Consider the following 21,481-nt stretch of genomic DNA (forward strand, 5'->3'; position numbering starts at 1 on the left):
TTTGACGCTCGGTTCAACGCCACGCAGATTTCCGCAATCCACCAGGCGCTCGTTCATGCGCAGGAACGCTCGGGCTCCGCCTGGACGCTGGAATGGCTGATCCTGCCGCAGATGGTCGACGCGACGGCAGCGGCATTGAGGCTCGCCGCCGAGCTCGCGGGCAATATCCGGCGATGGGCACTGCGTAAGCTGTCGTCCACGTCATGGTGCTTGAGCCGGTCCGATCGGAGCGGTGCTGATTGATGTCGGCAGCTTTTTTCGTCGACATCCGAAACCTGCATCCGCATTCTGCCGCAAGCACGGACAGGAGGAGTCGCCCGAGTCCGGTCCTGGAGGAGACATGCTGACCTTGCGTCAAATCGAAGTGATTCGCGCCATCATGGTGACAGGCACGATTGCCGGTGCGGCAAAACTGCTAGGCGTGGCGGCACCCGGCGTGAGCCGGCTGATGAAATATACGGAAGACAGTCTCAGGATCAGACTCTTCAACCGCAGCCAGGGGCGATATGTACCCACTCCCGAGGCTCGCCACATCTTTGGATTGCTCGACACCGTCTATCGACAGGTCGAAGATCTGCAGTTCGCGGTCCAGCGACTGGAAAAGGGTGACGGGCTTGAGCTGAGTGTCGGCTCCGTTCCGAGCATCGCCAATGTGATGGTGCCGCGGGCAATTGCAAAGCTCAGGGAGCAATATCCGGCGCTCTACGTCGACATCAACATTCTGAAGATCGAGGAGGCGATCGATTATTTGCTCGTTGGACGGGGTGAGGTCGTTGCAATCAGTTCTTATCTCGAGCACTCGATCATTCATTTCGAACCGCTCGCGACCGGGCGGCTGCTTTGCATCGTCCCGCAAGAGAGCGAGCTCGCCGAGAAGGAAACGATTGCACCGGCGGAGATCGTCCGTCACACCTTGATCGGCATTGATCCGAACGATCCCTATGGACGCGTGATGACGGAGATTTTCCGCCGCCAGCACCTGGCTTACGATATGAAGATAAAGGCGCGTTTCGGCACGACCGTCTGCGCGTTGGTCGGCGCTGATCTCGGCATCGCCATCATCGACGAGTTCACCGTCGCGGGGGGAAAGGTGCCGGGAATCAAATGCCTGGAGATCGAAGCCGACACGACATTTTCGACCTATGTCGCCTATCGTCGCGACGTGCCACTGTCGATCTTTTCGGAGCGCTTCATCGAGACGCTGCGTAGCGAAATGAACCGAGCGAAAAGATAACATGATGTTATGGACCTCTCATTCATTGGTATTTGCCGTTACGTTAGAGTTCGGACATTATGGCGCAACTGGGCGGGGGGAGGTTCGCCGCCCATCGAATGAAATGAGGAGGAGAACATGAAAAAGAGAGCTATTGCGGCGATCGCAATCGCCGTGGCGCTGTCGGCTGGATTGCCGAGTATGTCCTGGGCAGACACGATAAAGATTGCGAACGTAATCGAGCTTTCCGGGGCCGGCGCGACGGTCGGGAGCAATTGGCGTGATGCGTTGAAGCTCGCTTTCGAGGAAATCAACGCCGCCGGCGGCAACAGGTCGAGGTAACCGACTACGACACGCAGACCGACCCGACCATTTCGCGCGCCATGGTGCAGAAGGCAATCGACGACGGCGCTTATGTCATCATGGGTCCGATCTATTCCGGCTCGGTCAAGGTCAACATGATGGTCGCCCAGCAGAACGGCGTGCCGCAACTGACCGGCGCCGAAGCTCCGTTCATCACCGACATGGGCAACCCCTATATCTTCCGGACCTCGTTCGGCGCGCAGCAGTCGATGCCGAAGCTCGTCAAATATCTTGCCGATGAAATGAAGGTGAAATCGGTCGCCATTGCATGGGTCAACGACGACTTCGGCAAGGGCGGTCGGGATTCCTTCGTCGCCGAGCTCGAGAAGCACGGCATCACGGTCACCGCCGACGTCTCCAGCGAAGTGGGTCAGGCGGATTTTGCCGCCGACGTCATCAAGCTCAAGTCGAGCAATGCCGATGCCATTTTCGCTTATCTCCACGAAGAGGAGAGCGCGCGGCTTCTCAAGGAAATCCGTAAGCAGGGCGTGACGCAGCCGATCTTCGGCGAGACGACGCTGATGAACCAGAAGGTCGTCGATCTTGCCGGCGAGGCCGTCAATGGGGTGCGCGGCCATGTCGGCCTTACCGCCAGCGCGCCGATCCCGGGCATCGAAGAGTTCGCGAAGAAATTCGAGGCGAAGTACAACTACAAGCCCGATCACAATGCCATCAAGGCCTATATGGGGGCCTATGTAGTGAAATATGTCACTACCAAGAACGGCAAGGTCGATCCCCAGGCCTTTGCCGATGCATTGCACGGGTTGACGATCACGCCGGCCGACGAACCCGGAATACTGATGGAGACCAGTTGGGACGACAAGGGCGAGATCAACCGCGACAGCTTCCTGGTCGAGGTCAAGGACGGCAAGCAGACGGTCGTGACCACGCTGCCGAAACTCTAAAACGGGCAGGCTTCGGGCCCGCTGAGGGCCAGAAGCCCCCTTCTTGGGACATCTTCAATGGATACGTTCTTTCAGTTGTTCGTCTCCGGACTGGCAACGGGGTCGATCTATGCGCTCGCGGCGATCGGCTTCACCCTTCTCTGGCAAGCGTCGCAGACGATCAACTTCGCCCAGGGCGAGTTCATCATGCTACCGGCCTTCTTCGTTCTCGCCGGAACGCAGTTTCTTGGCCTGAGCTTCCCGGTGGCGATGGCGATTGCCCTTGCTCTTTCGCTGTTGCTTCTCGGCTTCGGCTTCAAGCGCATCATCATCGATCCCTTGCTGCCACATGGCGTCCTGCCGATCGTCATTGCGACGATCGCGCTTGGCATCCTGGCGAAGGAAAGCGTCAAACAATTCTACACTGCCGAGGCGCTACCCTTCCCGGCACTCTTTTCCGACCGCACGCTCAACATTCTCGGCGCCGCCATTTCCGTGCAGGACATCGCCGTTCTCTTGATTGCGCTTGGCGCGGTGGCACTGCTGCAGCTCTTTCTGAATGGGACGAAGATCGGCCGTTGCATGCAGGCGACGGCGCAAAATCCGCAGGTCGCCGAAATCCTTGGCGTGCCCGTTAAGCGCATGATTCTCTACACTTTCCTGATCAACGGGGCACTCGCCTTTCTCGCCTCGATCCTCATCTCGCCAATCTATCTGGCGAAGTTCTCGAACGGCGAGACGCTTGGTCTGATCGCCTTCATCGCGGCCATCGTCGGCGGCTTCAATCAGATCCGCGGCGCGCTTGCCGGCGGTCTTCTGATCGGCGTCATCGACAATCTTTCGGCGGCCTATATTTCCGCGTCTTACCGCTCCGCGGTGCCGTTGATCCTTCTTATCATCATCATCCTCGTGCGGCCGCAGGGCCTGCTCGGAAAGGCGGAAGGACGCACCGTATGAGCAAGCACACTCTCCTTACATTGGTCGCGGGCCTGGCGATCCTGATCCTGCTGCCCTTCACGCAGTCCAATTACGGCGTCTTCGTGCTGTCGTCGTGGCTGGTCTATTCGATCTCCGCGATGGGGCTGAATCTGACCCTCGGCTATGCTGGCCAGGTATCGCTCGCCCAGGCCTCCTTCATGGGCATCGGCGCTTATATGACGGCCCTCATGACCATGGCCGGCGTGCCATGGCCGGTCGCCATGATCGCTGCAATGGTGCTCTGTTTCGTCATCGGTTTCCTGCTCGGTTACCCGGCGCTGCGCGTCCAGCATCACTTCCTCGCCTTTATCACGTTGGCCTTCAACGCCCTCGTTGTGCTTGCTATGCGTAACGAGGAATGGCTGACCGGCGGCACCTACGGCATCGTCGGCATCCCGCGGCCGGAGATCCTCGGCTTGCCCACCCAGAAGCCGCTTGCCTTCTATTTCTTCGTGCTTGCGCTGTTCGTGCTGATGGCGGCCGCCCTCTATGGCATCATCCGCTCGCCCTGGGGCCGCGCCTTCAAGGCGCTGCGCGAGAACCCGATCCGCGCCAACAGCCTAGGCGTCGACATCCGCAAGACGACGCTTCTCGCCTTCGCCATCGGCTCCTCCTATGGCGGGCTCGCCGGCAGCCTCCTTGCACAGCTCACGCAGTTCATCGATCCGCATTCCTTCGGCCTGACGATCTCGCTCAAGGTCCTGCTCATGGTGATCGTCGGCGGCGCAGGTTTCTTCTTCGGCCCGATACTGGGCGCACTGCTGATTGTCCTCGCGCCGGAATTCCTGCGCTTCACCGAGGGATATTACCTGATGATCTACGCAACGCTGGTTATCGTGCTGATGGTATTCTGCCCGACCGGCTTGCTCGGCCTGGTAGAGCGCGCCCGCACGGCGCTGAAGATCCGGCAGAACCCGAATGCCACTACCTGGGAGGCAGGACGATGACGCCGGTCCTTTCCGTACGCAATGTCAGCAAATCCTTCGGCGGCTTGAGAGCCGTGGACAACGTGTCGTTCGACGTCCACCAGGGCGAGATCCTAGGCTTGATCGGCCCGAACGGCAGCGGCAAGTCGACCCTCTTCAACTGCGTCCTCGGCCAGTTGCCGGCTTCGACGGGAAGCGTGCTCGTCGACGGGCAGGATGTCGCCGGCAAGCGGCCCTGCGACCTCAACAAGCTCGGAGTCGGCCGCACCTTTCAGATGTTGCAGGTCTTTCCGGATATGACGGTACTCGACAACATCATCCTGGCCGGGCAGGAGCACAAGGGCACGATGCTCTCGCGTCTCTTCGGCAAGCCGGATGCGGGCCTGACCGCCGAGGCCTTGAGAATGATCGACTTCTTCCGTCTCGGGCACCAGACCTACGAGAAGGCCGGGTCGCTTTCCTATGGCCAGCAGAAGCTGCTCGACGCCGCCATGGCGTTCATGGCGGGACCGAAGCTGGTGATGCTCGACGAGCCGGCCGGCGGCGTCAATCTCACCATGCTCGCCGATCTCAAGGAGCGGCTGAAGGCCTTCAACCAGGAACGCGGAGCGACTTTCGTCGTCATCGAACACAACATGGAATTCGTGATGTCGCTCTGCACGCGCATCATCGTTCTGGCGAACGGCAGGATCATTGCCGAAGGCGATCCGGAAACGGTGCGCAACGATTCGACCGTCATCGAAGCCTATCTCGGAGGTTGAGCCATGCTGGAACTCAAGCAGGTCTATGGCGGCTACGGCAAAATGACGATCCTGAACGGCACCTCCTTCAAGATCGACAAGGGCACGATCACCACAGTGATCGGCCCAAACGGGGCAGGCAAATCGACGGTCTTCAAGGCGATCTTCGGGCTCCTGAAAATCCGCTCGGGCAACGTGTCGTTGAACGGCGAGGACGTCACCGCACTGCCGCCGGCGAAAATGCTGGCCAAGGGAGTCACCTATGTGCCCCAGGGGCGCAATCTCTTCCCAATGCTGTCGGTGCGCCACAATCTCGAGATCGGCGGCATATCGTCCACCGACCAGGCGCAGATCGCCAGGCGGATCGACGAGGTGATGGAGCAGTTCCCCATCCTCAAGGAAAAAGCGAAGGAGCAGGCAATCACGCTCTCGGGCGGCCAGCAGAAACAGTTGGAGATCGCCCGCGCCCTTTTGCTCAATCCCTCGCTCATCCTCATCGACGAGCCGTCGATCGGGCTCTCCCCACAGATGATCAACGAGACCTTCCGCACGCTGCTCCGGCTGCGCGACGAAGGCGTGACGATCCTGATGGTCGAGCAGAATGCGAAGGCGGCACTCGCCATGTCGGACTTCGGCCTCGTGCTCGAACAGGGCCGGACCCGAATGTACGACAGGGCCGACAAGCTTCTCGCCGATCCGCGCGTGGGCCAGCTCTTCCTCGGCGCCCATCTCGAGGAGGCGTAAATGCGGCCGGTGACGACCATTAGCGGCAAAACGGTTTTCATCCCACTCATCGGTCACCCGGTCGAGCAGGTAAAATCGCCGGGGCCGATGAACGAGTGGTTTTCTGAGAACGACGTCGCCGCGGTTCTGATCCCGATCGATATCCTTCCCGAGAAGGTCGGAGCGTTTTTCGACGCCATGCGCGATACGCTGAATTGCGCCGGTTTGTCGGTGACGATGCCGCACAAACAGGCGGCCTTTGCCAGCGTCGACGAACTGACCGACCGGGCCCGCCGAGCCGGGGCCGTCAACATCGTCCGAAGAAATGCGGACGGGACGCTGGTCGGAGACATGGTGGACGGCGAGGCGATGGTTGCGGCGCTTGCGAAGAACCGTGTGAGCGTTCGAGGCAAGACGGCACTGGTCGTCGGCGCTGGCGGCGCGGGGGCGGCCATCGTCTATGCGCTTGCGGAGGCGGGTGCGGCAACCCTCATCGTCATCGAGCGCGATCAGGCGAAGGCGGACCGCCTGATCGCGCATCTGCGCCGCGACTACCCGCAAGTTCAAGCGCACGATGATTTGCCGGACGACGTCGCCGTGGATATAGCCATCAATGCCTCGCCGGCAGGCATGAACGAGGCCGATCCTCACCCCTTTCCGCTCGAACGGCTGACGCGCGCGGAAATCATCGCCGATGCGGTGACGAAGCCGCCGGTGACGCCCTGGCTCGAAGAGGCTCGGCGCCGCGGCTTCGCGATCCAGACCGGCGCGGAGATGACGCTCGCGCAATTGCCGACGCAGATCGCCTTTTGGGGACTCGACAAGGACAGCGAGGACGGAGGTGTCGTGAGATGAAGACTTCGATCGCAACCGTCTCGATCAGCGGCGAATTGCCTGACAAGCTCGCGGCGATAGCGGCGGCCGGCTTCGACGGTGTCGAGATCTTCGAGAATGATTTCCTCGCCTTCGACGGCAGCCCGGCTGATGTCGGAAAAATGGTGCGCGACCACGGTCTGGAGATCACGCTTTTCCAGCCGTTCCGGGATTTCGAAGGCATGCCTGAGCCGCACCGCACGCGCACCTTCGACAGGGCAGAACGCAAATTCGACATCATGCAGCAGCTCGGCACCGATCTGCTGCTCGTCTGTTCCAACATATCGCCGATATCACTCGGCGGCGTCGATCGGGCGGCGGCGGATTTTCACGAGCTCGGCGAGCGAGCGGCGAAGCGCGGGTTGAAAGTGGGCTATGAGGCGCTTGCCTGGGGCAGGCATATCTCGGACCATCGCGATGCCTGGGAGATCGTGCGCCGAGCCGATCACCCGAACATCGGCCTGATCCTCGACAGCTTCCATACGCTGTCTCGCAAGATCGACATCAATTCGATCCGCTCGATCCCCAAGGAAAAGATCTTCATCGTTCAGCTCGCCGATGCGCCGCTAATCGACATGGATCTGCTCTATTGGAGTCGCCACTTCCGCAACATGCCAGGGGAGGGCGACCTGCCTGTCGCCGAGTTCACCCGGGCCATCGCGGAGACCGGCTATGACGGCTATTTTTCGCTGGAGATATTCAACGACCAGTTTCGCGGCGGCGCGGCCAAGCCGATCGCCGCCGACGGCCATCGCTCGCTGATCTATCTGGGCGACCAGGTGCGGCGTCATCCTGGCGCCGGCGCGCTCACCGTGGCGCCGATGCCCGAGCGCGCCGAAGTCAACGAGGTCGGTTTCATCGAGTTCTCCGCTGCCGACGAAGAGGCCGCGGAACTTATAGCCATGCTGAAGACACTCGGATTTCGCAAGGCGGCCACCCACCGATCAAAGCAGGTCGAGCTGTACCGACAGGGCGATATCCGCGTACTGGTGAACACGGATCAAGGCGGCTTTGCCGGTGCCTCTTACGCCGTTCATGGCAGCTCGGCCTATGCTGTGGCGCTGATGGTGGATGACGCGCAAAAAGCGATGGAGCGCGCCGTCGCGCTCAATGCCGAGCCATTCAGCCAGCCCGTGGCGCCTGGCGAAGTCGAAGTGCCTGCCATCCGCGGCGTGGGCGGCGGGATCGTCTATCTACTTGATGACAAGACCGATCTCGGCCGCATCTGGGAGATCGACTTCGTGTCGGCCGCGGAGGATAGCAGCGTGGAAGGCGCTGGCCTTCGGCACATCGACCATATCGCTCAGACGGTATCCTATGAAGAGATGCTCACCTGGGTTCTGTTCTACACGTCGATCTTCGAAGCCGGGAAGACGCCGGTGGTCGACATCATCGATCCGGCCGGAGTCGTCCGCAGCCAGGTGGTAGAGAACGCGTCCGGCACTCTCCGAATAACACTCAATGGTGCGGAGAACCGCAGGACGCTCGCGGGGCATTTCATCGCCGAGACTTTCGGCTCGGGCGTCCAGCATCTCGCCTTCGATACCGACGACATCTTCGCAACGGCGGCGGCATTGCGCAGGAATGGCTTCCGGGCGCTGCACATCTCGCCGAACTATTATGACGACGTCGAGGCGCGATTTGGTCTCGATCCGCAGCTGACAGAGCGGCTGAGGGCGGAGAATATTCTTTACGATCGCGACGAGCACGGGGAGTTCTTCCAGCTCTACAGCCCGACCTATGGTGAGGGCTTCTTCTTCGAAATCGTCGAGCGGCGCGGTTATCGCGGCTACGGTGCCGCCAACGCCATATTTCGCATCGCGGCCCTCAAGAAGCATCTGCGGCCCGAGGGGCTGCCCAAAATTACCGGCTGAAGCCCAGCTTCGCCGAGGCTTCGCCAAATCAATCGCCTGAAGACAATCAAGCGTGCAATATGGCAGAGCTGGCCCGGAGCTGCTCAGGGCACGCATGCTGCCGCTTGACCAATCGCCACCATACAAAGTGAGGAAGAACCTAATTAAATGCCAAGCGACACTTCTCCTTGAGGAAGAGCGTCATGGCGCCAGGCATGATGCGGGTCGAGACGGTCGGTAGCGCGCCGATGCGGATCGGCGGGCCGTCGCCAGAACGCTCCTGCGAGACGGAGTCGAGGCCCTGCCTCAGCGCTGTCAGCGCAGCGCCGGCATGGCGCAGGGAGACCTCGCCGTAACGCGTGATCCTGATGCCGCGCCCGTGGCGCTCGAAAACGGCAACGCCCAGCACCTCCTCCAGCTCGCGGATCGTTTTGGTGACGGCCGGTTGGCTGACACGCAGGAGTTCAGCCGCCTTCACCACGCTCTTCTGGCGTGCAACCTCGACAAATGTCTGCAGATGGCGAAACTTGACGCGGGCGTTGATCATTATCCATAACCTTCAGGTTAATGAAAAGCCATGAAATATCATTTTACCTAACCGGATGAAATAGCCGATTTGGTGAGGAGGAGGAGAGCCGTGCAATTCGCCCGTATCAACGACATCACGATCCACTATCGGCTGGTTGGCGCCGCCGCGGGAAAGCCCGTGCTCGTCCTCATCAATTCGCTCGGCACGGACTTTCGCATCTGGCGCGACGTCGTCGTGCGGCTGGCCGCCGATTTTGCGATCGTCCTTTACGACAAACGCGGCCACGGCCTTTCGGAGATCGGCCAGGTTCCCTATTCGATCGAGGACCATGCGACCGATCTCGCCGGCCTTCTCGACCGGCTCGCCGTGAAGCGGGCGATCGTCTGCGGCCTCTCCGTCGGCGGCCTCATTGCACAGTCGCTCTACCAGCGCCGACCCGATCTGGTGCGCGCGCTCGTGCTTTGCGATACCGCGCACAAGATCGGCACGGCGGAGATGTGGGATGCCCGCATCGCCGCGATCGAGGCGCATGGGCTCGAGGCGATCGCCGACGGCGTGCTCGAGCGCTGGTTCACGCCGGCTTTCCGCCGGCCCGAGAACGCCGCCTTCGTCGGCTACCGCAACATGCTGATCCGTCAGCCGGTTGCGGGTTACCTCGGCACCTGCGCCGCCATCCGGAACGCCGATTACACCGACGCTGCCGGCAAGATCGCCGTACCGGTGCTCTGCGTCGTCGGCGACCAGGACGGCTCGACGCCGCCGGACGTGGTGCGCTCGACGGCCGCTCTCATTCCCGGCGCGCGCTTCGAAGTGATCCGCGATGCCGGGCATATTCCCTGTGTCGAGCAGCCGGAGGCCCTGACCCGGACGCTCGGCAGCTTTTTCAGATCCTTGCCTGCAGACAAGCCATGAGTGATGCTTCGCGCCCTCCGATCGCTACCGCAAGGGGGTGGCGGCGCGCCGCGCCGTCCTTGCCGACGATTACGTCGGCCGCGCGCATGTCACCGCGTCGAGGTGCTTGTCGCGGGCGGCGAGCCGCCTAATTATGTTTCCGACATTTACCTCCAGGGCGAGAAGAAAACTGTCTTCCTGGACATCTGATCGTTCGGCAGCCGATCCCCGCGTTGCCGCGTGCTTGTGAGACTTTCCCGATCCTAGGGAAGCGAGACGCTGGAGATGCGGCATGACCTATTCGGCCTTTGATCACCCCTATCTTTCCGGCCTTCTCGGCGACGAGGCGGTAGCGGCGGAGTTTTCCGTCGCCGCCGATATCCGCGCCATGCTCGCTTTCGAAGCCGCGCTTGCGCGCGCCGAGGCGCGTCACGGCGTCATTCCGGACGCGGCGGCCGACCGTATCACTGCGGCTTGCCGTGCCTTTTCCCCTGATGTCGCGGCCTTGCGCCGCGCCACTGCGGCCGACGGCGTCGTCGTGCCAGAGCTCGTCCGGCAATTGCGCGCCGCCGCCGGCGAGGAAGCGGCGGAGTATGTGCATTTCGGCGCCACCAGCCAGGATGTCGTCGACACCAGCCTCATGCTGCGGCTGAAGGCGATCGCCGAGCTGTTCTCCGGCCGCCTTGGGGGGCTGGTCGCGGCGCTAGAGGACTGCGATCGGCAATGGGGCGAGCGTCCGCTGACCGGACATACCCGCATGCAGGCGGCAATCCCGATCACGGTTGGCGATCGTCTGCGCAGCTGGATCGAGCCGCTGCTCGACCACCAGGACCGGCTCGACGCCATCGAAGGCGATCTTTTCGCAGTACAGTTCGGTGGGGCGGCCGGCACGCTGGACAAGCTCGGCGACAAGGCGGACGCCGTGCGCGAAACGCTGGCGGAGGAACTCGCGCTTATCGACTGGCCGCAATGGCACAACCAACGCTCCGCCATAGCCGATTTCGCCCATCTGCTGTCATTGATCACCGGGAGCCTCGGCAAATTCGGCCAGGACGTGGCCTTGATGGCCCAGGTGGGCGAGGAGATCGTTCTTGCCGGCGGCGGCTCCTCCTCGGCCATGCCGCACAAGCAAAATCCGGTGGCGGCGGAGGTGCTCGTCACGCTCGCTCGGTTCAATGCCACGCAGATCTCCGCAATCCACCAGGCGCTCGTTCATGAGCAGGAACGCTCGGGCTCCGCCTGGACGCTGGAATGGCTGATCCTGCCGCAGATGGTCGGTGCCACGGCAGCGGCATTGAGGCTCGCCAGCGAGCTTGCCGGCAACGTCCGGCGGCTGGGGCGCGTTTGACGCCGGGGAGGATCCGCGATCACGCCTCGACGAGAAAGGCGACGGGGAAGTCGCGAAGGATGTCCGCAACGGCGACAAGGGGGCGAGACTCGGTGACGTCGTCCGTCACAAGATTTCGCAGTGGCTTGAGATCGCAGTCCTCGGGCCACACCAGAAATGTATTCCGCCAAAGTTCGGGTCGGACGGAGAGTCCGTCGCCATCCGTCTGCCCAAACACGAGCCGCGGAACCACCGTGACCGAAAACGCGTCCTTGCTGCGGCGCATGAAAGCGGCTGCGTGGCGGGAGCCGGGGCCTTCCACGTGTAGCGGCTGATACGCACCTCTCGCAAACAGGTCCGCGCCACCTTCCCTTCGATAGGTCAGGCATATCCCGATCAGCGCCTGCTTGCAGACCTCGAAATCGCCGGTCAACGGCGCTTTCGGCAGTTTTGGAGGCGCGGGGCGTGGGGAAAAACCGCGCCGGTTGTCGGGATCGACCAAGGAAAGATCGAGACGCTCGCTGCCCTGATAGATGTCCGGAATGCCGGGCGCGGTCAGCTTCATCAGCGTCTGCGACAGGCTGTTGACGAGGCCCGCCCGGACGAAGGGACGGACCGCCCGCTCGAAGTCGTCGAGAAATACGTTGTTCCGCCCATCGAGGAGATCGCCGAGAAACGCCGTGATCACCGCTTCATATCGCTCGTCCGGATCATCCCAGCTCGTCCTTAGTTTTGCCTCCCGGAGCGCCTTCACGGCAAAACCCACCATGCGCTCACGCAGGGAAGACAGTTCCTCCTCGCTGACAAGCGGCTCGACGGGCCAGGTGCCGACGAGGCTCTGATAGAGGAATTGTTCGACGGACGTCTCCGGCGCATCGCCATCCGAGAGCCGGCGGATTCGCTCCACGTTCATCTCGTGCCAGCGTGCGACCGCGGCCGCCCAGACGTCCGGTGCCTCGCTGATGACGTAGAGCCGGGCGCGAGCATCCTCGCCGCGCTTTGTGTCATGCGTAGCCGTCGCTGACAGGCCGTTCGGCATTTCTTCCGCACGATGCCGCATCACCTCATGGAAGCGGTCGATGCCGCCCGGCCGCCAGCACGGATCTGCACCGACCTCGTTTGCCGCGAGATAGTCGCCCCTTCGATAGAAGAAGGTATCCTCGACCCCCTTGGCCATGGCGGCGCCGCTCAATTGCTGGAAGCGTGTGCGGAACTCGGACTGCAGTTGCCGGTCCGCCAAACCTGGCTTCGATTTCACCGCGGCGGTCACAAGCGCTATCTCGGTGCTGACAGCAGGCGCGGCAGCCGATGCTTTCGCTGCGATCTCTTCGAGGATACGACTGTCGCGCGGGCTTGCACCACGATCGCTCACATAGGTTCGATAGACAGGCAGCGCCGCAATCAGATGGCGAATGGCCTCGGCAATGCGGTGGCGATCCTCGTCCCTCCCGAGGCGAGCGGCAAGTTCGGCGAGCCGCCCCACTTCCGCGTTGAGGTTATGGCCGAGCACCAGCAATTTGCATTCGGCGACCGCTTTTTCCGCAGCGCATCGCTGCGCCTCGTCCCAAAGACCGGACGGGGGTGCCTCCTCGGTCAGCAGTTCCGCCAGGGCCGATATGAACTCGTAGCCTGTGGTCCCGTCGACAGGCCAATTCGCCGGCAGCGCTTCATTCGGCTGCATTATCTTCTCGACGACGATGTAGGTCCGGTTGCCGGTCTCGTGCCGTAGACGGCGGAGATAGGCTTCAGCGTCGGCAAGGCCATCGATGTGGTCGATCCGCAACCCATCGACCAGGCCCTCCTTGACGAGGTCGAGCACAAGCCGGTGGGTATCGGCGAAGACGGCGCGGTCTTCGATGCGCATGCCGACGAGACCGGTGATCTCGAAGAACCGCCGGTAGCTGAGATGGTCCCGCGCGGTCCTCCAGTCCTTAAGCCGCCACGGCTGCATCTCGTGCAGCCTGCAGAGGTGCTGCCTGTCGACGGAGAGCCGCCGCAGATGGTCGTTGAGCTCGGAGGCGACCGAAGGCGTACCGATGGCCGCGGCGATCTCGGAGTGGAGACGTTCGGCATCGCTGGAGTCGACTGCACCGGCGATGGCGGCAATTCGGTCAAGGGCGGGGTGAGGCTCTTTGAGAATTGACGAATAGGAAGCCGGAGCGAGCGGATACAAGGCGTCGCAGTAGTTGAGCGCAAGGCAACTGCGGTTGCGGTCGAATGCCAGGAACAGCCTGCCAGCAGCCACCTCTTGCTCGAAAGGCTTGCCCAGGAAGGGGAGGGTGAGGGGTTCTCGCCAGTCGATGTCAAAATGATGAGCGAATTCGCTAGAGCGGCCCCACTCGACGACGCTGTGCCACCAGTCGTTCTCGAGGTGGGCCGCCATATGGTTCGGAACGATGTCGAGGATGATACCGAGGCCGTGGGCCTTCAGTGCGCGCACCAGACTCTGATAGCCCTCGCGCCCCCCCAGGGCCTGGTCGATTTCGTTGAAGTCGGTGACATCGTAGCCATGCGTCGAGCCACGCACCGCGGTGAAGATGGGAGAGGCGTAGAGATGAGATATGCCGAGCTGGATCAGATGCGGGATCAACTCGATCGCTCGTTCGAAGTCCATCCCGTTTCGGAACTGTAGCCGGTAGGTTGCGGTGGGCAGGTGCATGGCGGGTTTGGTTTGACAATCTCGATCCGGCCCAACACCACTGGCCGCGCTTTGTTCCGTGCGGGAAGCGGCCGATCTGCCTTCATGTAAGGAGCCGGTCGATGCCGGCACCGGTGGTGAAACCGTGCCTCCCGCAGTGCGGAATCGAGTGGGTTGACTCGGCCCACCGCGCAGTGCGAACCGCCCGGGATGAACATTTGCAGCGATGAAACGTTTTCTTTCATCCTCGCAATGACTTGGAGGAAGTCACCGTGCGTCGCGATATGCAACGCTATTTGATGATCGAACTTATTGCCCTCATCGCGGCACTCGCTGTGGTGTCTGCAATAATGATCATGACCCTGCTTCCCGGCTGAGACCGCGGTGGCAGCGACAGAATATTCGCGGCCGGGCAGAACGGTATCGAGTAGGAGGCAGCGCGCAAGTCGTCGCCCATGAACGAATTGGAAAGAGAGTTCACCCCGGCAACGCAGTATGACGCCAAGCGGTTGCCGTTCGCCAAGCGCTTGGAGGATCTCCTGCCGGGCGAGTGCATCTGGCCCATCAACAGCGGCGGCCCTTACCTTTTTTGCGCGGCCAAGACAAATGGGAAATACTGCCCGCACCACAAGGCGAGATTGCTGCAGAAGAAAGCCACGCGCGACTGATCGCCATAGAGCGCCGGTTCAGACCAGCGATTGTCGGACCCGAATGAAGAGAACGGAGATTTGCAGTAGGACGCGGAATAGGATCCGAAGACGCAGTTGCCCCTGCACAAGCCATCATCTTATTTTTAGTCTGGAATGAGCTATCCTATAAATTAGCTCTTCGGCGGCGTCTGACGAACGGTCGATCCTGGCCAACTCCTCTAAGATCACGGAGAGAGCATCAATGTCCAGATCTCTGGACTTTAGCCAAGTGCCGATATCCCCTCCTGGCACGTGCTCAAGGAAGGATTTGACGGTCTCGGCGAGCGCATGAACGGGAACCGGCCCCCGAGTGGCACGGTCAAGTACCAGCGCAGTTGCACCCGCAGCCACGGATGCGGATGACAAGCCTACGATCGTATCGGCACTCAACTGAATAAGCGCGCGGGCAACATGGCTTCCGAGCGGCAGTCCTGCCGCGTTGCAAAGTACAAGTTGAGTGAAGGCATCCGTGAAGACGAATCCGAAGCCCGAACGCCCGCATTCACCTGACGGCTTCTGCAAATCGGCGGTCGCCCGAGAAATGCAAGCCTCCGCATCGATGTGCTTCTGGTCCCGCCTGCCACCCGGCAGCCAGCTTGCCAGCCTCTCCGCCTGAACGCGGTCCGCCTGGTTGTCCAGTTCGCCGAGCAGCCGACCGAAGCTGCGCTCCGGGTAGAACATGGCTTTAGCCCGATTGAGCAGGGTTTCGGCAAAGTCTTCGTCAACGATTGCTGCGTCGATAGCGAACGACAGCGTCGATCGCATGTTCACGAGAGGCTCTGAAAGCGGCTCATAATGGAGTTCCGCTGGTCCATGGACCAAGGCGACCTCATCGTCGCGCTCGAGTTCCCCAGACTCGAAGGATTCGTAGATCCTTCCCACGCCGATCATACCAAACCGGCTCAACTCCGTGGCCCTGAGAGCCCCGATAGAAGACGCCCCATACACAGGGATGCCCTGGTCAAGTGCCCATAAGATCTCCTTGTGGTGCACGGCGGGCACGTGCTCGAAATAGCCGTCAATCAAGACAATGGCTTTCGGAAATTCAACTGCAGCCGCTAGAACGTCTCCCTGGGAGGCAGGCGGCCGGTAGTCGACCTCGATCCCTGGGTAAGTGGGACGATCACGTCCGAGCGACGGGCCTACAAAGGCAGTGAGCTTGTCAGCCATGTTCGCCCTCGCCGTCTCGCCGGGCCAGCCGCCTGGCACGCGTGCCCGCTTTATAGCCCGGCGTATCACATGAGCCTTCAAGCCCAGGTGCGATAACGCGCACTACGGCGGCAGGTATGCCATCATGCGATAGGTCAACGATGAGAGGTTCACCGGTGCCGGCAGTGCTCAGTCTGTACAAGAGGTTCTCGAGCGCATCGTCGATGCTGGGAAAATCAAGCGCGCTGGGAATGTCAGTGAAGGCCTTGTCCCGATAGGTGTTTGGAGCAAGTGGCGGGCGTGGAGTGGCGCGCACAAACATTTCGCGCGTCAGGTCATCACGCGTTCCGGAAATCATCGTCAATCTGCTTTGGACCGCCTCGAGCACAGCTTTTCCCAGCGCAATTCCGCTCGACGGGTGACACGCGCTGCCGGCGGCAGGACCGACGTTCCGGAACGTGGAAGAGCCATCGGAGGATATCTCGCAAAAGAAAGCTGGTACCCCGAGATCACTCGTCATGTCCCAGACCGCTGTTCTCACGCCGGACCGACTGAGCGTGCTCAGAATTTCGCTACACCAGGGATCATTGACCGATTCCAAATTGATGATCGTTTCGTTGACGTCGGAGCCCTTGGCTCGCCACAGGGTGAGCGCATCCCTTTCGATAAGCTCGCTGATCGCGTGGACCGCTGCTTCCCTTATCGTATTGCCGGATGCCAGTCCGCCCGAACCCACCAGCAGGCACCCAAGATTTGTCGGCAGAGGAAGGGCATAATCCAAGTGAACTGTTTCGAACGGGACCCATACGGTGCCGCCCGTCGACATGCCTTTTGCCGGGGCCCACAGACTGCGGCGGGATTTGCACGGCGGCGCTTCGCCAATTCTGGGCAGCATATCCAAGTCGACCACTCGACCTTCGCCGAGCAGTTCATCGTAAGACGCATATCGCAAAGGGATCTTGGGGTTCTCGGCGCAGTGGCGTTCTAGTGCCTCCATGACCGCCGAAGCTTTCGCCTCGGTCAGGGTAAGACCCTTACCGTGACAGGTCGCGAGTGATCGAGCATTCGGCCTATAGGCAACCGCGACCGGCAGTCCGATGGAATCGAGTCCACTGATGTCGGCAATGCGCGAAACGCCAATTTCGCGCATGAATGGGATCATCCTGGCCAGTGTCTCGGCCGGGCTCGTCTCTCGACTGAATCGAGCCCAGGACTCGACCTGCTCACTTTCCACCGGCACCGACGTGGAACTTCGTAGACTTTTTCAGGCCTTCTATGTTCACGAGCCAGCAGGTGCCAAGGGGCCTCGGTTTGTCTGGCGGAAGCGTGGGAGGAACGGCTGCGAGCATCACGCCACACTGCAGAAGCTCGCGAACGACCTTCCAGTCGTCGGAGTGATACGCGTTTATGTCCACGCGGTAGGCATCCCGGTCCCAGACATCGCGGGGGATGTGGAGAATGGTTCCATCGTCACTGGCGATTATGAGATCGTGACGAAAGTCGTCGCTGTTGCCATCCTGGGGCATGGCTTCCCTCCCTCCGGTTGAAAACTTCTAAAATAGCACCTCGATGTCGATCTTAATTTAGGCGTCCCCTTGCGCGACCACCGGACCGACGAGAGTCTTTTAGGCCGCAAGTCATAGTAGGTTCCGCCTTCTGCACGCAGAAATCAATACCTGAAGTATAGAGGGCTGGCTTGTAGTTGAACTCGCCGCAAGTCTCTCTATCGTTGCGCGTATAGTTTTTGGCAAGTCCTGCTGAGTGCTGCTCAAGAGGCGGCTACATAGTCGTTGTATTTGGTCGGAATTTTGGTGGTCAGTCGCCAATAGGACCAACAACGCCGTCCACTCGAACGGGTAGGCGATTTTCGACTTGTCGAACTCCGCGAGGGCCTGTTCGGCTTCGGAACGGGCGTCCACTAGGCGACCTCTCCTCCAGTGGCCCCATGCAAGGTTTGCGCTCGTCAGTCCGACATACTCTGACATCGCCTCGACTCTGGCAATTTCCGCGGCCTCCTTTGCTGTTCCGATGGTCGCCTCGACTTCTCCCTGCAGCCGGTACACCAAACTTAGATACACGCGACAGCGAAGTTCGATCGCCTTGTGGCCGGATCGCTGGGCCGTTTGCATCCCGCTCAACAGAGCGCGCTCGGCTTTTCGCAACCTGCCGCTGTGCAGATACGTGAATCCGAGAATGAACCGGGAAGACGAGATGGTAGCTAGGTTGTTGGTCCGTTTGGCAGCCTTTACGTATTCACGCGCGTGCTCGATGGTCGCTGAAGAGGCACGATAGCGTTGAAGCCTCAGATCTCTGAGGACACACTGGTTGAAGAATTCTGCCAGCTGCTCGGGGGAGCAGACGTCTAGATGAGGGACGATCCGTTCCAGCAGAATCCTCATCTCATCGCCATTGCCGCTCCAATAGTTGGCGTTGCATCTCGAGAGCTGAATCTCAATCCATTCGCCGAGTACTTCCTTGCTCGAAGTATCCTGGACCTTCTTGAGCACCTGCTCGGCTTCGTCGAGGACCTGCAGCGAGCGGTCCCGGTCTTGTTGAAGTGCGACGCCCAGTTTCCGGAGCAGCCGGGCACGCTGGAGTGGCTCATTGGGGGCGAGCTCCATTGCCTCGCGCAAGGCCGATTCCGCTTTATCGATATTGTGCGAAAGGAACTGCACCTCGCTCAGTTGTTCAAGCAGGGAAGTCTTCAGCCTGGCTGCGGAAGGATCCGATTCGTCCAGCGCCAGGCACAAATGGTACAGAGACGCTCGGAAGTAAGCGATTGCCTCCTTGTTTGCAAAATTCGCCTTGGCCAGGGCGGCCGCGCTCGAATAGTACTCGAACGCCTTGATGTCGTTTCCTCCGGAAGCCCAGTGATTTGCAAGGATGTGGGGCGACCTGTCTGCGGAATGTGTGTTCTCCAGAGCGATGGCAATCTGGCAATGCACGGCTTTTCGCGCCTTCGACAGCATGCTTTCGTAAATTGCGTCGCGCATAAGAGAGTGCTTAAAAATGAAATGGCCTGGCCGCCCCGGATCGGCCTTCACGACCTGGGCACTGATCAAGCGACGTAATGCGTTCTCCACCTCGGACCCTCGATATCCGAGCGCGGTTTTCAACACGTGAGAAGAGAATTCCCGGCCGATCGCCGCCGCTGTCTGCGGTATCTCCATCTTTATCGCAAGGCGATCTATTCTCGCGATGAGTGAATCATGCAAGGTCATCGGGACGGATGTCACATTGAAATCACGTTCCGGCCTTGCCTTGGGCAGGTGATCTCCGTCCAATACCGATTTCACGAGTTCTTCAACATAGAGAGGAACGCCGTCGGAACGGTCCGCGATAGCGGCCCGGACGCGCCGGGGTAGTTTTGCATCGCCGGCGAGCGCTTCCATCAGTTGGTTCACTTCGCCAGATGAAAGGCGGGGCACGTCGATGATCTCATCGAAGCGCATTTCCGGCAGTTGCGACGTAGCTTCGCTGCGACAAGTAAACACTGCGAGTGTGTTTCGTCTTGCCGGATCGTGAACGAACCGCTGGAAAAACTCGATCGTGCTCGGGTCCGCCCAATGGAGGTCTTCCACGACGATCAGGAGTGTGTGAAACATCGAAATGGTATCGAGCACTGATTGGATCGCACCGAACGTTTTGGCCTTCCGTCCCCGCGCGGTCAGCCCGGCGAATTTACCGTCGGGATCGCCCGACAGCAGTGCAATGAGGAGTTGGGCGGCGTCGCTGCGTTCCTGGCTTGTCTCGGATACCAGCGCCTGGAACGGAGCCGATGGGCCAGGAGATTCCTGCGGAGTGAATAAGCGCCGGAGTTGGTCAAGCACTGGAAAAAGCGGCTCGTGGCTGTGAAACGGCGAGCAATGAAACTCCAACAGCACCGAGTCCCGACCCGGCTCCGCGTGCGTTAGCACCTCGGAGACCAAACGCGACTTGCCAATGCCAGGATCCCCTTGAACCAGAACGGAGCGCATTGCACCACTCTTTGCCTCGCTCCACAGCCTCATCAAGGCATCCAGCTGCCCAACGCGCCCAAAAATCGGTGTTTCCCAGTGGGCATGGTGCTTCGCCGATCCGCGCAATCTTAATCCGTCGACCCGCCACAGCCTTACCGACTCCGCAATTCCCTTCATCCTACGAAGGCCAAGATCACTATAGATGAACTCCTCGCCAGCCAGGGCGCGGGTGTCGCTCGTAACGACGATGGTGTCGGCCTCGGCTTCCGATTGCAGCCGGGCTGCAAGGTTTGGTGTCCGGCCCACGACTTGGTCCTTGAGCCTAAGGTTCTCGCTTTCGACATCACCAACCACGACGGGGCCGGTGGCAATTCCGATGCGGCACGAAAGCCCTATTTCTCGGACCGACCTGCCGAGCTCGAGCGCCGCCCGGACGGCGCTTTCCGAGTTGTTTTCTCTTGCACTGGGCCAGCCGAAATACGCCAGTACGCCGTCCCCCATAAACTGGCCTATTCGCCCGCCGTATTTCTTTACGACTCGAACCGCAGTGGATTGATAGCGGGTCACGATGTCGCGTAACTCTTCGGCGTCCAGTTGCTCCGACATCCTTGTTGAGCCCACCAGGTCGCAGAAGAGGACGGCGAGGTTCCGCCGCTCCGCGCCTCCGATAGGGCTTCGGAATGCTTCTGGATAACCCTTGCGATGCGATCGACCGGGAGCCTCAGACGACTCGGTGCGGAACTGCTTTGCTGCCGCGATCAATCGTCTTCGATCGCCGACCGCTTTGATCCCGATTTCCCGAAGGTCACTGCTCGTCAGATGGCTGAGCACCCCAAAATCGATGTTGTTTTCCTCAAACCGGTCTGCATATTCCAGCAAGCCTATTTGCTTGAGCCATTGTCGGACGGTCAGCGACATGGGCATCTCCCTCCGGGAATGCTGGAGCCTGCGGTCCTAACATACGTATCAAGCATAGTATGGAATCGATCACGCTCGTCACAGAATCTGCTTGACCCGCGATGGCCGGCCGACCAATCTGCCATCGGCACGGCCATCGCTGCGGGGGCTCCCATGTCCGCCTCAACCTTGACACTCCTGATCGTGGGTACAGGCAATGTTGGACGTGCCCTGGCGAAACGGTTTGCGAAGACTTCGCATCGCGTTTTCCTGGGATCCCGAGACGATGATACAGGCCGGCGCGCGGCGAAGGAGCTCGGCGTGCGAGGCGGGGCGGCAACGTCTTTTGTCGCCGAAGCAGATGTGATTTTCCTCGCAGTTCCTTTTGTCAATTTGTCCGAGACATTGGACGGACTGGGAAACATTGATGGCAAAACCATTGTCGATTGCACCAATCCATTGACCTCAGACTACATGCAACTCACCGTCGGACATTCCGACTCTGCAGGTGAGACATGCCAGAGGCTTGCGCCGCGCTCGAAGGTTGTGAAGGCGTTCAATGCCATTTTCGCGGAAGTGGTGTCTGCCGAAATGTCGTTTGGAGCGATGGCCCCTCAGGTCTTTTTGGCCGGAGACGACGCCGAGTCCAAACTTCGGGTGGCGAGCTTGGTCCGCGACATCGGATACGATGCCGTGGACACCGGCGGGATGGAATGCGCTCGATACTTAGAGCCCTTGGCTGAGCTGATTATTCAGCTCGCGTATGTCCAGGGTCAAGGCACTGTAATCACACCGGTAATCCTGACTGCAAGCAGCCCTCCGCCCAGCAGTCATTGAGGCCCACGGCTC

General features: G+C 60.8%; 16 protein-coding genes and 4 pseudogenes. 14 read left to right on the forward strand and 6 right to left on the reverse strand.

Annotated features, from left to right (window positions below; all coding sequences use genetic code 11):
• Positions 1-6: 6 nt before the first annotated feature.
• From M728_RS18185 to M728_RS18225, 9 genes and pseudogenes are all read left to right on the forward strand, one after another.
• Positions 7-243, forward strand: a pseudogene (locus tag M728_RS18185) (hypothetical protein); the annotation flags it as partial.
• Between the two features lie 97 nt (positions 244-340).
• Positions 341-1,234, forward strand: coding sequence for a LysR family transcriptional regulator (locus tag M728_RS18190; protein WP_026622942.1), 894 nt, complete (start codon positions 341-343; stop codon positions 1,232-1,234).
• 117 nt (positions 1,235-1,351) lie between these two features.
• Positions 1,352-2,481, forward strand: a pseudogene (locus tag M728_RS18195) (ABC transporter substrate-binding protein).
• A gap of 57 nt (positions 2,482-2,538) precedes the next feature.
• Entirely contained in the window at positions 2,539-3,417 is an 879-nt protein-coding gene (locus M728_RS18200; RefSeq protein ID WP_026622943.1) for a branched-chain amino acid ABC transporter permease, read from the forward strand.
• Positions 3,414-4,385 carry a branched-chain amino acid ABC transporter permease gene (locus M728_RS18205; protein WP_026622944.1) on the forward strand — a complete coding sequence of 324 codons (972 nt, stop codon included), beginning with the start codon at positions 3,414-3,416 and terminating at the stop codon, positions 4,383-4,385. Before M728_RS18200 ends, M728_RS18205 begins: the two co-directional genes overlap by 4 nt.
• Complete coding sequence (locus tag M728_RS18210) at positions 4,382-5,125, forward strand: ABC transporter ATP-binding protein (RefSeq protein WP_026622945.1); 744 nt, start codon at positions 4,382-4,384, stop codon at positions 5,123-5,125. Before M728_RS18205 ends, M728_RS18210 begins: the two co-directional genes overlap by 4 nt.
• Before the next feature lie 3 nt (positions 5,126-5,128).
• Positions 5,129-5,848 (forward strand): ABC transporter ATP-binding protein, encoded by a 720-nt coding sequence (locus M728_RS18215; RefSeq protein WP_026622946.1) that lies wholly within the window; start codon positions 5,129-5,131, stop codon positions 5,846-5,848.
• Positions 5,849-6,682 carry a shikimate dehydrogenase gene (locus M728_RS18220; RefSeq protein ID WP_026622947.1) on the forward strand — a complete coding sequence of 278 codons (834 nt, stop codon included), beginning with the start codon at positions 5,849-5,851 and terminating at the stop codon, positions 6,680-6,682.
• Positions 6,679-8,574 (forward strand): bifunctional sugar phosphate isomerase/epimerase/4-hydroxyphenylpyruvate dioxygenase family protein, encoded by a 1,896-nt coding sequence (locus M728_RS18225; protein ID WP_026622948.1) that lies wholly within the window; start codon positions 6,679-6,681, stop codon positions 8,572-8,574. The genes M728_RS18220 and M728_RS18225 overlap by 4 nt, the downstream gene beginning before the upstream one ends.
• A gap of 160 nt (positions 8,575-8,734) precedes the next feature.
• On the opposite strand, the pseudogene M728_RS18230 reads toward M728_RS18225, so the two are convergent.
• Positions 8,735-9,100: pseudogene (locus M728_RS18230) on the reverse strand (LysR family transcriptional regulator); the annotation flags it as partial.
• Between the two features lie 90 nt (positions 9,101-9,190).
• On the opposite strand from M728_RS18230, the gene pcaD reads away from it, so the two are divergent.
• From pcaD to M728_RS18245, 3 genes and pseudogenes are all read left to right on the forward strand, one after another.
• Positions 9,191-9,994 carry a 3-oxoadipate enol-lactonase gene (gene pcaD, locus M728_RS18235; protein ID WP_370906491.1) on the forward strand — a complete coding sequence of 268 codons (804 nt, stop codon included), beginning with the start codon at positions 9,191-9,193 and terminating at the stop codon, positions 9,992-9,994.
• A gap of 90 nt (positions 9,995-10,084) precedes the next feature.
• Positions 10,085-10,183: pseudogene (locus tag M728_RS18240) on the forward strand (protocatechuate 3,4-dioxygenase subunit alpha); the annotation flags it as partial.
• Positions 10,184-10,265: 82 nt separating this feature from the next.
• Positions 10,266-11,321, forward strand: coding sequence for a 3-carboxy-cis,cis-muconate cycloisomerase (locus M728_RS18245; RefSeq protein WP_026622644.1), 1,056 nt, complete (start codon positions 10,266-10,268; stop codon positions 11,319-11,321).
• Between the two features lie 19 nt (positions 11,322-11,340).
• On the opposite strand, the gene M728_RS18250 is transcribed toward M728_RS18245, so the two are convergent.
• Complete coding sequence (locus M728_RS18250) at positions 11,341-13,959, reverse strand: malto-oligosyltrehalose synthase (RefSeq protein WP_026622643.1); 2,619 nt, start codon at positions 13,957-13,959, stop codon at positions 11,341-11,343.
• Between the two features lie 434 nt (positions 13,960-14,393).
• On the opposite strand from M728_RS18250, the gene M728_RS18255 reads away from it, so the two are divergent.
• Entirely contained in the window at positions 14,394-14,606 is a 213-nt protein-coding gene (locus M728_RS18255; protein ID WP_051441026.1) for a hypothetical protein, read from the forward strand.
• Between the two features lie 114 nt (positions 14,607-14,720).
• Here M728_RS18255 and M728_RS18260 read toward each other — a convergent pair whose 3' ends face one another.
• The 4 genes from M728_RS18260 to M728_RS18275 all read right to left on the reverse strand — a co-directional run bounded on the left by M728_RS18260 (position 14,721) and on the right by M728_RS18275 (position 20,653).
• Positions 14,721-15,797 (reverse strand): TfuA-like protein, encoded by a 1,077-nt coding sequence (locus M728_RS18260; protein WP_034884360.1) that lies wholly within the window; start codon positions 15,795-15,797, stop codon positions 14,721-14,723.
• The gene (locus M728_RS18265; RefSeq protein WP_370906492.1) at positions 15,790-17,016 is read right to left on the reverse strand and encodes a YcaO-like family protein; all 1,227 of its coding nucleotides are present in this window, start codon (positions 17,014-17,016) and stop codon (positions 15,790-15,792) included. Before M728_RS18265 ends, M728_RS18260 begins: the two co-directional genes overlap by 8 nt.
• Positions 17,000-17,302, reverse strand: a complete 303-nt coding sequence (locus M728_RS18270; RefSeq protein WP_026622639.1) for a hypothetical protein — start codon at positions 17,300-17,302, stop codon at positions 17,000-17,002. The genes M728_RS18265 and M728_RS18270 overlap by 17 nt, the downstream gene beginning before the upstream one ends.
• 111 nt (positions 17,303-17,413) lie before the next feature.
• Positions 17,414-20,653, reverse strand: coding sequence for an AAA family ATPase (locus M728_RS18275; RefSeq protein ID WP_026622638.1), 3,240 nt, complete (start codon positions 20,651-20,653; stop codon positions 17,414-17,416).
• 153 nt (positions 20,654-20,806) lie between these two features.
• Here M728_RS18275 and M728_RS18280 point away from each other — a divergent pair, with 153 nt between their 5' ends.
• Positions 20,807-21,469, forward strand: coding sequence for an NADPH-dependent F420 reductase (locus tag M728_RS18280; RefSeq protein ID WP_026622637.1), 663 nt, complete (start codon positions 20,807-20,809; stop codon positions 21,467-21,469).
• Positions 21,470-21,481 lie beyond the last annotated feature (12 nt).

Source organism: Ensifer sp. WSM1721, from assembly GCF_000513895.2.
Lineage (GTDB): Bacteria > Pseudomonadota > Alphaproteobacteria > Rhizobiales > Rhizobiaceae > Sinorhizobium.